This window comes from Hyphomicrobium zavarzinii ATCC 27496 (genome assembly GCF_000383415.1).
GTDB classification, from domain to species: domain Bacteria; phylum Pseudomonadota; class Alphaproteobacteria; order Rhizobiales; family Hyphomicrobiaceae; genus Hyphomicrobium_C; species Hyphomicrobium_C zavarzinii.
The window spans coordinates 56,552-70,896 of record NZ_KB911260.1 but is presented as its reverse complement, the minus strand read 5'-3'; the positions used below and the strand labels follow the sequence as shown (position 1 = coordinate 70,896).

Here is a 14,345-nt window from a genome sequence, read left to right as displayed (position 1 = left end):
CCCGTAATCCCCATGAGCCCCACAGGCTCAGTCTGGGAACCCCGGTTCGGCCCGCGTGATCCTTGCGCCGGATAGAGCCTCCGAATCAGGACTCTAGCGCATTGCCTCCGGGGCTCCGACACCGAGCACCGAGAGACCAGAGGATAACACGTGCTGCAGCGACGCAACGAGCGCGCACCGGGCCGCAGTCAGCGCGCGATCACCGGCCTGGATAACTCGCAATTGTGGCAAATCATTGCCTCGCGTCCAGTGGCCGTGAAAAGCGGAAGCCAAATCATAGAGATAGAATGCCACTCGATGCGGCTCATGGGCCTTGGCCGCCCCCGCGATGAGGCTTGGATAGAAGGCCGCTTTCCGGATCAGATCCAACTCGCCGGCATCCGTCAGCAGATCGAGGTTCGCCACCACCGTTCCGCCGTCGGCGAACACGAGATCCGGGAACGCTTCCCGCGCGTTGCGCAGCACGGACGCCGCGCGCGCATGAGCATATTGCACGTAGAAGACCGGATTGTCCTTCGACTGCTCGGTTACCTTCGCGAAGTCGAAGTCGAGTTGCTCGAGCTCTTTCCGGTAGAGCATCATGAAGCGCACCGGATCGCGGCCCACCTCGTCCACCACGTCGCGCAAGGTGACGAACGTGCCCGCCCGCTTCGACATCTTGTAGGGCTCGCCGTTCTTGAACAGCTTCACGAGGTTCACGACCTTGATGTCGAGATCGGCCGTGCCGCCCGTGGTGTGCCAGTGCTTGAGCTTGCCCTTGGCGTCGCGCTCGACCGTCCCGTCCGCGAAGGCCGCGACCGTCGCCAGCATGCGCGGGATGTAGCCGATGTGATCGGCGCCGAACACGTTGATCAGATGCCGGAAGCCGCGCGTGAGCTTGTCGTAGTGATAAGCGACGTCACCCGCGAAGTAGGTATACGTGCCGTCCGCCTTCATCAGCGCGCGATCGGCTTCGTCTCCGAACGCGGTGGAGCGGAACAGCGTCTGCTCGCGGTCCTCCCACTCCTCGTCGTCGTGCCCCTTCGGTTTCTCCAGCCGCCCTTCGTAGATCAGCCCCTTCTTGCGCAGCTCGGCCACCGCCGCCTGCACCTTGTCCTCGCTGCCCTTGGTGAGAGAGGCTTCGGAGAAGAAGATGTCGTGCTTGATGTTGAGGGCCGCGAGATCGTCCTTGATCATCGGCATGATCTGCTCGATCGCGAACGTGCGCACGAGCGGCAGCCACCGTTCCTCGGGCATGTTGACAAGCGAAGAACCATGCTCCTTCGCCAGAGCCGCGCCGACGGGCTTCAGATACTCGCCCGGATAGAGGCCCGCGGGGATCTCGCCGATCTCCTCGCCCAACGCCTCGCGGTAGCGCAGAAACACCGACCGCGCGAGCACGTCCACCTGCCCGCCTGCATCGTTGATGTAATACTCCCGCGTCACGTCGTAACCGGCGAACGCGAGGAGGTTTGCAAGCGCATCCCCAAACACCGCGCCGCGGCAATGGCCGACGTGCATGGGGCCTGTGGGATTGGCCGAGACATATTCGACGTTGGTCTTCGCCCCCTGCCCCACGTTGGAGGCGCCGAAGCGGGCTCCCTGGTCGATGATGGCCTTCACCACGCCATGCCAGAATTGCGGGTGCAGTCTGAGATTGAGGAAGCCCGGCCCCGCTACCTCGGCAGACGCGACATCCGGATCGGCCGTGAGCGCGGCGGCCAGCTTGTCGGCAATGTCGCGCGGCTTCGCCTTGGCGGCCTTAGCGAGCACCATCGCGGCATTGCAGGCGAGATCGCCATGCGAAGGATCGCGCGGCTGCTCCACGGCGACGGCGCTGAAATCCAGACCCTCGGGCAGCGCCCCCGCCTTCTGGAGGCCTGCCAGTGCATCGAGAACCTTGCCCTCGACCTCTGCGAACACGTTCATGAAGCTCAGTCCCTGGAAGTGGCGGCTGCCCCGCTACCCCTTTGGGATAGAGCGCCTCTGCATCGCCTAATGCGCGGAATTACCGGCCCCGCTATCGCAATTCCGGCGTCGCGTCAAACAGGTGCCGGTGCTGGTCTATGGCATAGCGGTCAGTCATTCCGGCCACGAAATCGGCAATCACGCGCGCCCGCGCACGCTCGGACAGGCCCTGTTGCGCCGCCCGCCAGGAGTCCGGAAGGGCGGAGGCATCCTCGAAATAGCGGCCGAACAGCGCCGCCACCACCGCTTCCGCCTCGTCCATCACGTGCATCACGCGCTGGCTGCGATAGACGCGCTGCATCAGGAAGTCCTTGAGCTTCCTGATGTCCGCCGTCATCCCGGCCGAGAAGGAGACGGTCGCCGCCGGCGCGCCGCGCAGGTCCGCCGGAGACTGAGGATCGAGGGCGGCCAGCCGCACCCGGCTCTCCTGCACCACGTCCTGGATGAGGCGCGTGATCATCCGCCGCGTCACCTCGTAGGTGAGGCGCCCCCGGTCCCCCGGACGCACCGGCGCCGGAAGCCCCGCGACGATCTCGCCGGCAAGCGGCGCCCCCGCAAGGTCTTCGAGCGTGATGAGCCCGGCCCGGAGCCCATCGTCGATGTCATGGCTCACGTAGGCGATGTCGTCCGACAGCGCCGCCGCCTGCGCCTCACCGGAGGCCCAGCGCTCGGGCTCGAGGCTCTGCCACGCTTCGAGATCGCGGATCACCTTACGCACCGGACCATGATCGTCGCCCGTGATGGGCCCATTGTGCTTGGCGAGCCCTTCGAGCGATTCCCACGTGAGATTGAGGCCGTCGAACGCGAGATACTTCCGCTCCAGCGCCATCACCACACGCAGGCTCTGCGCGTTGTGGTCGAAGCCGCCGTAGGCCTCCATCACCTCGTCCAGCGCCCGTTCCCCCGCATGTCCGAACGGCGGATGCCCGAGGTCGTGCGCCAGCGCCAGAGCCTCGGCCAGGTCCTCGTCGAGCCTGAGTTGCCGCGACATGGTGCGCGCGATCTGCGCCACTTCGAGGCTGTGGGTGAGGCGGGTCCGGTAGTGATCGCCCTCGTGATAGACGAACACCTGCGTCTTATGGATGAGCCGCCGGAACGCGGTCGAATGCAGAATGCGGTCGCGGTCGCGCTGAAACGGACTGCGCGTCGGACATTCCGGCTCCTGGAATCTTCTGCCCCGGGAGGGAATCGCACCCGCCGCATAGCAAGCAGGAGAGCGCTCGCCCGGCCGCAGCGCCTCGCCGTACCCGGATTTGCTCGCTGCTGCGTCTTGTATCGCCTTGCCCATGCTGATCCAGAAACACCAGAGGCCCGTTAATAGCGCTTGGGGCCCGTGCAAGCCATTTGACTTACATCGGTCGATTACTATCTTTCTCATGGATTTACACGCGAGGGCACCCGCTGGAAAAGCCCGCGCATGCGCCTCCGAGGATGGCGAGAATGACGCACACCGTGACACTGACAGACCGCGCCGCGCGCCGCATCGAGGAAATCGTGGCCGAAGAGCCAGCCAACACCATGCTCCGCATTTCGGTGGAAGGCGGCGGCTGCTCGGGCTTCCAGTACAAGTTCGACCTGGTGGACACCGCGGCGAGCGACGATGTGGTGGTCGAGAAGAGCACCGCCAAGGTGCTGATCGATCCCGTGTCGCTGGAGTATCTGGCGGGCGCCGAGATCGACTTCGTGGACGATCTGATCGGCGCCTCCTTCAAGATCCAGAACCCGAACGCCACCGCCTCGTGCGGCTGCGGCACGAGCTTCTCCCTCTGAGCCCTACTGCCTGTCTACTCCCCACTCCTGCCCGCCGAGCCAATGAAAATCACCACCTGGAACATCAACGGCATCAAGGCGCGCATCGACAATGCGCTGACGTATATCCGCGAAACGAAGCCGGATGTGTTGTGTCTGCAGGAAATCAAATCCGTGGACGAAGGCTTCCCGCTCGAAGCCTTCACGGACGCGGGCTATCAGGTGGCCACCCATGGCCAGAAGGGCTTCAACGGCGTGGCGATTCTCTCGCTCCATCCGCTGGAGGACGTGAGCCGCGGGCTGCCCGGCGATGAGGCGGACGCCCAATCCCGCTTCATCGAGGCCACCGTCACGGCGGGCTCCCTCTCGGTGCGCGTGGCTTCGATCTATCTGCCGAATGGCAATCCCATCGGCACAGAAAAGTTCTCCTACAAGCTCGCCTGGATGGCCCGCCTCGAAGCCCACGCCCGCACGCTTCTCGAATCCGAGATGCCCGTGGTGCTCACCGGAGACTACAACGTGATCCCGGAGCCGATGGACGCCAAACGTCCCTCAGCCTGGGTCAACGATGCCCTGTTCCAGCCCGAAAGCAGAAGCGCCTTCAGACGGCTCGAGAACCTCGGCTTCCTGGACGCCATCCGCGCCTGCCACCCCGAGCCGGGCCTCTATACGTTCTGGGATTATCAGGCGGGCGCCTGGCAGAAGGACGACGGCATCCGCATCGACCATCATCTGCTCTCGCCGCAGGCTGCCGATCGGCTGGTCTCGTGCGGTATCGATCGTTTCACGCGCGGCTGGGAAAAACCTTCCGATCACGCGCCGGTCTGGTCCACCTTCGCTTAAGCTGACACCTGCAGGGATCGCGAGAAACGAGAAAGATGCGAGCAGCATCGGCTCGCATCCTGGAAGATCCTGAAAATTAGCGCGTGTAGCCCGCCGGAGCGGCCGGAGCCGGATTGGTGGCCAGAGGCGTAGTCACATCCTGCAGCTTCGGCGGCTCGCCGCTCATGGTGCCATAGTTGAACGTGCGCGCCGCAGGCAGCCGCGGCGTGGTGGCCAATTCCGCACGCGGGGCTATCACGTCGACGGGCTCGCCGTTCTTGCAGGTGCGGACGGGCCCCACCGCGAGCTGCGCGAGCCCGCTGCGATCACGCTGCTCCGTCGGCTTGCGGCCATAGCGGTTGCCCCACTGGGCCACGATGCCGGTTGCCTGCCGCCGCGTGCCCTCGGCCGCGCCGCAGAAGATGTTCTGATAGATATCCTCGATCCACATCGCATCCTGCGGCGACGCGTTGTCGACGGCCACCGCGATCAGCGCGAGCGCGCGTGCCGGATCGGGCTCCATATGCTTGCCGCGCCACAAAAGGTCCGCGAAGAACGCCTGCGCGCCCGCATGCCCATTCTGACTCAGCACCGAAAGCCAGTGACGCCCGAGCGGCACGTTGGTCTCGACGCCCTCGCCCTTGAGCTGGAGCTTGGCGAGCTCGAACTGCGCATCCTCGTCATTGAAGGTGGTGGAGGCGTTCTTGAGATAGAACACCGCGCGCTCGGGATCGGGCGCGAGCCCGATCTCAGGCAGCCCGCGCAGCACATATCCGGCAAGCGCGGTCAGCGCCTTGCCCACATACTGCGCGCGCGGATCGTCGGGATCGGCGTCGAGATGCTCGTCGGCGATTTTCTCGAAAAGTGCGTAGGCCTTGGCATGATCGGTGTGCGGTCCGGTATTGTCCTGATAGATCTTGGCCAGGTAGTAGCTCGCCATGAACTCACCCTGCGCCGCCGCGTACTCGAGCGGAGGCATGGCAAGCTCGTAATAGCCGCCCTGGTAGGCGCTTACACCCTGTCGCAGCGCTTCGCGCGGCGAGCTGAACGTCGGCGCCTGCGCCAGCGCCCAGGCGGGCGCGAACGCGATCAACACAAACCCGAGAACCAGCCTAGATGTCCGCATAGCAAACAATTTCCGCTTTCCCGCCTGCATGGGTCTCGGCCCCGTCAGGAGCCTGCCCCACCTGAACTGCAAATTTTTTGATGGCTCCGCTCTGGTATGAGTTCGGCGAAGCCTTCCACGTGTTAATCCGCCGCTTGGCCTTGGCCGGCTGCCACTGGCGCTTGAGAGCGATGTCGCAGGGCGCCGCTGCCTGCCCGCGCGACACGATGCCGGCGAACGGCTGGCTGATCTCGGTCTCGGCGAGACCCGGGGCATAGGAGTGCGAACGGTACGGAACCCGCGACGGCTCATCCGCTACATGCCTGCTCGGCAACTTCGACTTGTCGAACGTCCTCGCGTCCATCAACTCAAGTCCAATCGCTCTGAAACTCCCACGAGCGCAACGCACGCGCGCTGTCGCCAGCCGAGAGCAGGAACTGTTGATCTTCCAAAAGGCCGCTTCGGAAAAAGGGGACGGTATCCGCGTCCGCGAAATTGGACGCCCCGCCACTTCCGAACCTGAAGCCCCCGCAGCTCCCGTTCTCTGCTGCAAGTGGTCGCTCTTATTTGTGGCCCAAACGAGGCACGTCCCCTCGTATTTCGTTGCGTTGCGGCAACAGCGCCCTATGGAGACCTCCAATTTCAGGACTATACGTCAGGCGTGTCATTCGGATCACAGTTAACGCCGTTCCTAACCATCGGCAGCTTTTGGTCTAGCACCCGATCCCGGCCGTTCATTGGCCGTTCATTGACCCGACTTGGGCCGTCTCGCGACTGAGTGCGGAACAATCCGCCACTCTTTGGCAACCTTGCCGCAATTCGTGAAAAGCAATCCCTTTCAAAGGGCTGAGACAGGCATCATCCTTGAAACGGGGGGGGAAACGGCACACTTCCCACCTGGAAATGACGCAACCGGGCCCGAACGCGGCCCCAATCGTCGGTTATATGGTGAACGGTATTCGGCCGCTCCGTCGCGGGAATCGACAACGGCCCTTGGGACGCCCGATGAAGAAGCTCCTGATCGCAGCCCTCGCCCTTCTCCTCCCGGCACTCGCCTACGTCGCCTCGCCGTTCGTGACGGCCTGGAGCATCCGTGAGGCCATGCGAACCGGCGATGCCGCCTATCTCGAAGCCAAGATCGAATGGCCGACGGTGCGCGAAACGCTGCGGGCATCCCTCACCGAATACGCCATCGGACCCACGGCCGTCGCCACGTCCGGCACGGAGCCCGCCAAGCCTGGCCTCTGGGCGCGCATAAAGAACAGCCTGAGCCGCAGCGCCATCGACAGCATGATCCGGAGCTACGTGACGCCCGAAGGCCTGCCGCAGCTCTTCGGAGCGCGCCAGTTCTACCGCGAAAACATCTCGGGCGACGCGGCCGCGGTGGCGGCTCTCCCCTGGCATGAGCGCCTCAAGGGGTTCTGGTCGCGCATCAAGCGCGCCGAATTCCACTCACCGACCGAGTTCGAGATCGAGATGGCCGACCGCAACGATCCGACCCGCCATTACATCGGACTGTTGCAGCTCCGGGGCCTCGAATGGAAGCTCACGGAGCTGCGCCTCCGCACGGTCCAGAACGCCGCCGTTCCGGTCGCGGCAGATCCGGTATGAGGTCTCCTCGGCGCACGAGCACGTCCTGAATTACATTCCAGGATTAGTTCGTTAGCGGCCCCTCTCCTAAATGCTACGCGGGAACGCCGATCCGCGAGGTCGGCGATCGCCTCGGAGCTTTTGACGATGACCCCATCGAAATTCGCGCGCGGCCTGTCGCTCGCCGCGCTGCTAGCAGTGCCGGCTGCTCCGGCACTTGCCCAATCTGAGACCTCCCCCGCCCGCGTGACGGTGCTCTACGACGCATTCGGCAAGGACGCGAGCGTCCGCAAGGACTGGGGCTTTTCGGCCCTCGTCGAGATTGCGGGCAAGAAGATCCTGTTTGACACCGGCAACAATGCCGCGGTGTTTCTCGCCAATGCCAAAGCAAAGGGCGTCGATTTCTCGACCCTGGATTTCATCGTCCAGTCGCATCGCCACTCGGATCATTTCGCGGGGCTGGCCGAAATTCTGAAGGTCAATCCGAAGGTCAAGATCTACGGACCCAAGGAAGGCTTCGGCGTTTATGGCTCATCGCTGCCGTCGAGCTTCTATCGCAAGAACGACAAGCTCCCGCCCGAGCAGCGCTATTACGACGGCAAGCCGGACGAGACATTGAAGTTTGGCACAGCCTGGGACGGTGCCAATATCGAGGCCATCGACAAGACCACCGAGATCGCGCCCGGCATCTGGCTGATCGCACTCGTCTCCGATCAGAAAGGCACGCTGGAGCTCAAGGAAATCTCGCTCGCCGTCGACACGCCCGAGGGCATCGTGCTCGTGGTCGGCTGCTCGCACCCCGGCATCGAGAAGATCGTCGAGGCCGCGAGCGCCATCAATCCGAAGATCCACTACGTGCTCGGCGGCTTCCACCTCGTCAACGCCCCCGACGAGAGCATCGCCACGATCGCGGCTTCCCTGCGCGACAAATGGAAGATCGCCAACATCGCGCCGGGCCACTGCACCGGCGAGCCGACCTTCGCGGCTTTGATCGAGACGTTCGGCGAGAGCTACGCGTATGCCGGCGCCGGCACCGTCCTCAATGTCGGCAAGCAACGCCGCGCGGAAACACCATCGCTGATCCACAAGGCATCGTTCGCGCCAGCAGAGACCGGCTCGCACGAATTGCGCGGCCCCGCGGCCGCCCTGACCGGCAGAGAGCTCGAGCAATATCGTGCGCGGGCCGCCGTGAGCCCGGATGCACGCGAGCCCGCCATGATGAAATGGCTCCGCGCCTCGTTCCGCATCCCCGAGCCCGATACGCAGCGGTAAACTTGCCATGTCCACTCTCCCCGTCTTCGCGGGGAGAGTGGCTCATGCAGAGTGCCGGATCAGCCTCTAGCCCTCGATCCGCTTCAGCGCCGCCGTGAGGCGCTGGATCCGGTCGCCCGCTTCCGCGACGCGCTCGCGATTGAGCTCGACCACGTGCTCCGGCGACTTGGCGACATTCGCTTCGTTCGCGAGCCAGGTCGCCGCCTTGTTGCGATCGCCCTCGGCTTTCTCGATCTCCTTCTGGAGACGCTTGCGCTCAGCGCTCATGTCGATCACGCCATCGAGCGGCAGGGCCACCGTCGCCTCGCCGATCACGATGAGAGCAGCCCCCTTCGGTGCAGCCTCCGCGAACGCGATACCGTCGAGGCGCGCGAGCCTGCGGATCGTCTCGTCGTGACGGCGCGCCCGCGCGATCGTCGCCTCGCTCGCGCCCGTGATGACGAGCGGGATCTTCGCACCTGCCGGAATGTTCATCTCGGTGCGCACCGAACGCACGTCCGACACCAGCTTCACGACCCAGCCGATCTCCTCGTCGGCCTCCGCGCTGGAGAGCCCCGAGAGGCGCGGCCACTCGGAGAGGCAGAGCAGCGTCAGGCGGCGCTCACCGTGCTCCACCATGTGCGCCCACAGCTCCTCCGTGATGAAGGGCATGAACGGATGGAGGAGCTTGAGGCACTGGTCGAGCACCCACGCCGTGCAGGCGCGCGTCTCCACGATCGCCTCCTCGTCGTCACCGGCGAGGATCGGCTTGATCAGCTCCAGGTACCAGTCGCAGTAGACACCCCAGACGAACTCGTAGATGGCCCCTGCCGCCTCGTTGAATTTGTAGGCTTCGAGACCGGAGGTCACGGCATTCGCCGCGCGCTCGGTCTCCCCCACGATCCAGCGGTTGAGCGTGTGCTTGACGGCGTGCGGATCGAAATCGAACTGGCGCACACACTCGTTCATCTCGCCGAAGCGCGCCGCGTTCCAGAGCTTGGTCGCAAAGTTGCGATAACCCTCGACGCGCTGCGGCGCGAGCTTGATGTCGCGTCCCTGCGCAGCCATGGCCGCAAGCGTGAAGCGCAACGCATCCGCGCCATACTTGTCGATGAGCTGCAGGGGATCGATCACGTTCCCCTTCGATTTCGACATCTTCTGCCCCTTCTCGTCGCGCACGAGGGCATGGATGTAGATGTCGTGGAACGGCACCTCCTTCATGAAGTGCTCGCCCATCATCATCATGCGGGCGACCCAGAAGAAGATGATGTCGAAGCCGGTGACGAGCACGCTCGTCGGATAGTAGCGCTTGAGCTCGGCCGTCTCATCCGGCCAGCCCAGCGTCGAGAACGGCCACAGCGCCGAGGAGAACCACGTGTCGAGCACGTCCTCGTCGCGCGTCAGGGCCTCATCCTTTCCGTAGTGCTTGGCGGCCTGAGCCTTGGCATCCGCCTCGTCGGGCCCGACGAACACATGGCCGTCCGGCCCGTACCAGGCCGGTATCTGATGTCCCCACCAGAGCTGGCGCGAGATGCACCAGGGCTGGATGTTGCGCATCCACTCGAAGTAGGTCTTCTCCCAGTTCTTCGGCACGAACTGCGTCTTGCCGGTCTCGACGGCGGCGATGGCGGGCTTCGCAAGCTCGCCCGCGTTCACGTACCACTGGTCCGTCAGCCACGGCTCGATGATGTCGTTCGAGCGGTCGCCGTGCGGCACCGTGTGCGTGGTCGGCTCGATCTTGGCGAGCAGGCCCAGCGCCGCGAGATCGGCGACGACGCGCTTCCTCGCCTCGAAACGGTCGAGCCCGCGGTAGGCCTCCGGCACGTCGTCCGTCAGCTTGCCGAACGCATCGAGCACGTTGATCTTCTCGAGGTTGTGCCGCTTGCCAACCTCGAAGTCGTTGAAGTCGTGCGCAGGCGTGATCTTCACCGCGCCCGTCCCTTTCTCGGGATCGGAGTACGTGTCGGCGACGATCGGAATTTCGCGCCCGACGAGCGGCAGGCGCACCTTGGCGCCCGCCTTGATCAGCGCCTCGTAGCGCTCGTCCTCGGGATGCACGGCCACGCCCGTATCGCCGAGCATGGTCTCGGGCCGCGTCGTCGCGACGATGATGTAATCCTTGTCGTAGCCCGCGACCTTCTCCGCCAGCGGATAGCGGAAATGATACATGTGCCCGGAAGGATCCTTCTTCAGAACCTTCGCCAGCGCGTCACCGTCGAACGGCTTCTCGGGATCTCCATCCACCCACGCGAACGAGCCCTTCTTCTCGACCTGCACGACCTCGAGATCCGAGATCGCGGTCTGGAACTTCGGGTCCCAGTTGACGAGACGCTTGTCCTTGTAGATGAGCCCCTTGCGGTAAAGCTCGACGAACACCTTCACGACAGCGCGCGAAAGCCCCTCGTCCATCGTGAAGCGCTCTCTGGACCAGTCGCAGGACGCGCCGAGCCGCTTGAGCTGGTTGACGATCATTCCGCCCGACTGCTCTTTCCAGTCCCAGACGCGCCGCACGAACTCCTCGCGGCCGAGCTCCCGGCGGCTCGGCTGCTGGCGCTCCATCAACTGACGTTCGACGACCATCTGCGTAGCGATACCGGCATGATCCATGCCCGGCTGCCAGAGCACGTCCTTCCCGCGCATACGCTCGAAGCGCACGAGCACGTCCTGCAGCGTGTTGTTGAGGGCGTGCCCCATGTGGAGCGAGCCGGTGACGTTCGGCGGCGGAATGACGATCGAGTAGGCGGCGGCATCTTTGCGATCCGCTCGTCCGCAGCGGAAGGCATCTGCCTTGTTCCACTCCTCGTTGATGCGCGGCTCGATCTCAGCGGGCTGATAAGTCTTTTCGAGCATGGGTCGCGCGAGCCTTTTCGCAATGAAACAGAGTGCTGGCCGGCACGGGAAATCGGATTTCCCGGGGCGAGCACGACAAATAGGGTTGTGGCGTCCTACGAACCCGCTTGCCGCCTGTCAATCGTGAGCGCAAAGGGCGGACACGCCCTTTGCGTCCGGCGGCGAAGCCGCAGAGAGCCTGGGCGGTGGCGGATATGGCTGAAGGTCAGGTTCCCGGTGGCTTGGAGCCCGGCTTCATCGATTTGGCCATCTCGACCCTGAGCGCTTTCTCGATGATGCGCGGCATATTGTCGGCAACCCATTGCTGCAGCATGGGTCTCAGCATGTCGGCGACCGCGTCTTCGAGGGTGCGCGGCGGCGCGGCGTTCACCGGAGCCGCGGGCTGAAGCGCGTTGGCAGACGCCAATGGCGCAGGGTGCACGACGGGAGCGGACGGCTCGACGACCGGCGTCAGCGGGATGGCAGACCCTGCCGCCGCAGACGAAACGGCCGAGGCCGCCGCCGAGGCAGCAAGTCCTTGTGCCAGCGCATCGAGCGCCTGGGCCGCGACGGCCGCCGTATCGGCGCTGGCCGCATAGCGCGGCAGCTCGGCGGACGGACTGACGCTCGCCTGAGGCAGCGTGGCAGTGGCCGGGGCAGTGACGCCCGAGAACGACGGCAGCGGACGCTCGTCGAAGATCTTGTCGGTGGCGAGCGGCGCCGGCGACAAAGGCGGCAGCTTGGGCTCTTCCGCAGGCTTCACATCCGCCACGGCAGGCGAGACCTCGGGCAGCGGACGATCGGCGATGCTGTCGATAAAGCCCGCACGCAACGGAGCCGGTGTTGCGAGCGGCGGCGCGGGCGATGGGGGGGAGGAAACCGGATCGCTGGCCGGAGCCCGGTCGGCATTGAGGGAAAGCTCGGGCGCGCGCACACCCGCACTGCCCGAACCCGCATCGGCAGAGCCCAGCGCCGGAGCGCCGAACAGGCCCGTTGAGGGCTGAGGCGAGCTGGGCGTCGCAGCGATCTCTCCAGGCACGACAGCGCCGAATCCCGACAAGCGCTTCAACGCATCCTCGGCCGAGGGCCCGGTGCCCGCCGATGCGGACGCCCCAACCGCAAGCTCGGCCTTGGTGTCGGTCGGCGGAAGCGGCGGAAGCACCGGCGTCGTTTGCGGAATGAAGCCCTGCTTTCTAAGCGGCGGAAAACCGAAGCTGCGCGGCGCGAGCGGCGCAGCGGGCTCCTTCTCCTGCGGATCGGAACCACCGAACGGAAGCGGCGGAACGAACGGCTTCGAGGGTGCGAGCTGAGGCGGAAGCGCGGAGGCTCCGTCGACCTCGGGCTTAGCGGCACTGGCAGCGCTCGTCTCCGCCGCCTTGGGCTGAGCGGAAACGGAGAGCTCCGGAGGCACGCGGATGTCGGGCTTCGGCGCGGCGACGGCATTCGCCTCGTCCTCGTCGAACATGTCGGCGAGATCCTGATCGAACGACAGCGGCCGCTTCGACCCGAGTGGCTTGGTGGGCGGCAGCGACCCGCTCCTCAGCACGCCGCTCAAGCGGTCGAGCAGCGGCGGCCGGTTGTCGTCCGTCAAGGAAGCCCCAGCCGGGCCGCGATCCGGAGAGGAAGCGAGCCCAGCGCCCCCGGCAACCTCAGCGGCGGATGCCGGCCGATCGGTCGACGGCTCGTCGGCAATGATCTGGCGGATCGACGCCAGAATCTCTTCCATGCTCGGCTCGCCGGCTTTGTCCGGTCTGTTCATGCCCTACCTACCGCCCGATGAGCGCCCGCGCCGTCCTGCCCCACGCCACATGGCCGACGGCGATCGGAAGTGCGCATTATGAATTTCGCCTCAAAGGGAAGACGTACCCCGGCAATGGGCCGGCTTCAATGCGTCTCCACCACCCTATCCGCACTCTTCAACGCCTTATGCTCACCGGTGCATGCGACGTTTTAGAGGCAGAAAAGCGGTATTTCGCACCAAGCGGCCCGATCCCGGCTTACGGCTTCTTCGGTAGCTTCACGCTCTCCGCGATCTCGATGTGAAGGGCTTTTTCCACCATGCGCGGCATGTTGTCGGCAAGCCACTGACGGAGCATCGGCCGGAGCAGATCGGCAGTCGTGTCCTCGATCGAGCCCGTTTCCTCGTGACCCTGGGCTCCGGCCACCACCAGCGCGTTGTGCACGGGTTCGCCCGGGAGCGGCGGAGGGGGCGGCATGGCGACGACCGTGGGTGCCGCCGCGACTGGCGGCGGTACCGCTACCGGATCGGCGATCGGAGGCGGGGTCTGCCCAGCCGCGAGCGCAGACCGGTCGAACTGGCCCGGAATAATCGCGCTGAAATCAACCGGCGTCACAGGCTCCGGTGCCGGAAGCGGCGCTGCTTCAACCACCGGCGGAACAGCCGGAGCCGGAATAGCAGCGGGAGCTGGCACAGCGGCCGTCGGCGCGCTCATACGCAGGAAGTGCGTGTCTTTGAAAGCGGCCATCTGCCGTTTCGGCTCCGGTCCCGAAGGCCCGGCCGACGCGGTCGGCTGAACAGCCGCCGCCTGATGCGCGACAGGTGGTGATTCCGGCGTGAACGGCGCGCCGTCCATATAATGCGCAGGATTGGCGGGCCCGGCATCGGCGGGCCGCACGGGCTTGAGCGAGCTCAGCCCCGAATAGGTGTAGGCCGGCTCGGACGAAAGCGCTCCCCCCTCGACGGCATCCGCGTGGACGAGTTCTTCGCCATTGAACGTGCCGCGCGGCTCCGGCTGTGCCGCGGTCGCACCGCGGATGGCGTCGGTCAGACGGCCAAGCAACGGAGTCGGACGCTCCGTCTGCGCGGGCGGGGAAGACCTGAAAATTGCGGGCAGATCGAAATCGCCGGCATCCTCGAGCACCCCATCGCCCTTGAGCATGATCGGCGTGCCACGAAGCTCACTGTTCGGATGCGGCCCTGCCGGTTCCTCGGCGATGATCCGGCGAATCGACGCCAGGATCTCCTCCATACTCGGCTGGCCGTTCTTCTCTGTCATGTTCATTACGCCACTCCCTACGCACACCACGACAA

At 65.2% G+C, this 14,345-nt stretch carries 11 protein-coding genes; 4 read left to right on the top strand and 7 right to left on the bottom strand.

The genetic code is table 11. From position 1 onward, the window contains the following. Window positions 1-93 precede the first annotated feature (93 nt). Together argS and F812_RS0116795 are read right to left on the bottom strand one after the other, a co-directional pair. A complete protein-coding gene (gene argS / locus F812_RS0116800; protein ID WP_020087152.1) occupies window positions 94-1,908 on the bottom strand; it encodes an arginine--tRNA ligase in 1,815 nt (604 codons plus the stop codon). A 91-nt stretch (window positions 1,909-1,999) separates the two neighbouring features. Next, a complete protein-coding gene (locus tag F812_RS0116795) occupies window positions 2,000-3,235 on the bottom strand; it encodes a deoxyguanosinetriphosphate triphosphohydrolase (protein ID WP_020087151.1) in 1,236 nt (411 codons plus the stop codon). A 152-nt stretch (window positions 3,236-3,387) separates the two neighbouring features. Here F812_RS0116795 and erpA point away from each other — a divergent pair, with 152 nt between their 5' ends. Continuing rightward, window positions 3,388-3,717 (top strand): iron-sulfur cluster insertion protein ErpA, encoded by a 330-nt coding sequence (gene erpA, locus F812_RS0116790; protein WP_020087150.1) that lies wholly within the window; start codon window positions 3,388-3,390, stop codon window positions 3,715-3,717. A 42-nt stretch (window positions 3,718-3,759) separates the two neighbouring features. Then, entirely contained in the window at window positions 3,760-4,539 is a 780-nt protein-coding gene (xth, locus tag F812_RS0116785) for an exodeoxyribonuclease III (RefSeq protein WP_020087149.1), read from the top strand. 76 nt (window positions 4,540-4,615) lie between these two features. Here xth and F812_RS24350 read toward each other — a convergent pair whose 3' ends face one another. Continuing rightward, window positions 4,616-5,644 (bottom strand): tetratricopeptide repeat protein, encoded by a 1,029-nt coding sequence (locus F812_RS24350; RefSeq protein WP_051113862.1) that lies wholly within the window; start codon window positions 5,642-5,644, stop codon window positions 4,616-4,618. Then, complete coding sequence (locus F812_RS0116775; RefSeq protein WP_020087147.1) at window positions 5,631-5,987, bottom strand: hypothetical protein; 357 nt, start codon at window positions 5,985-5,987, stop codon at window positions 5,631-5,633. Before F812_RS0116775 ends, F812_RS24350 begins: the two co-directional genes overlap by 14 nt. Before the next feature lie 641 nt (window positions 5,988-6,628). On the opposite strand from F812_RS0116775, the gene F812_RS0116770 reads away from it, so the two are divergent. Further along, window positions 6,629-7,234, top strand: a complete 606-nt coding sequence (locus F812_RS0116770) for a DUF2939 domain-containing protein (RefSeq protein ID WP_020087146.1) — start codon at window positions 6,629-6,631, stop codon at window positions 7,232-7,234. Window positions 7,235-7,360: 126 nt separating this feature from the next. Continuing rightward, on the top strand, window positions 7,361-8,485 hold the full coding sequence (locus F812_RS0116765; RefSeq protein WP_020087145.1) for an MBL fold metallo-hydrolase: 1,125 nt from the start codon (window positions 7,361-7,363) through the stop codon (window positions 8,483-8,485). A gap of 66 nt (window positions 8,486-8,551) precedes the next feature. Here F812_RS0116765 and F812_RS0116760 read toward each other — a convergent pair whose 3' ends face one another. From F812_RS0116760 to F812_RS0116750, 3 genes are all read right to left on the bottom strand, one after another. Continuing rightward, window positions 8,552-11,314 carry a valine--tRNA ligase gene (locus F812_RS0116760; RefSeq protein ID WP_020087144.1) on the bottom strand — a complete coding sequence of 921 codons (2,763 nt, stop codon included), beginning with the start codon at window positions 11,312-11,314 and terminating at the stop codon, window positions 8,552-8,554. A 205-nt stretch (window positions 11,315-11,519) separates the two neighbouring features. Further along, entirely contained in the window at window positions 11,520-13,019 is a 1,500-nt protein-coding gene (locus F812_RS27155) for a DUF2497 domain-containing protein (RefSeq protein ID WP_156827491.1), read from the bottom strand. Between the two features lie 271 nt (window positions 13,020-13,290). Beyond that, on the bottom strand, window positions 13,291-14,316 hold the full coding sequence (locus F812_RS0116750) for a DUF2497 domain-containing protein (RefSeq protein WP_020087142.1): 1,026 nt from the start codon (window positions 14,314-14,316) through the stop codon (window positions 13,291-13,293). Window positions 14,317-14,345: the final 29 nt, after the last annotated feature.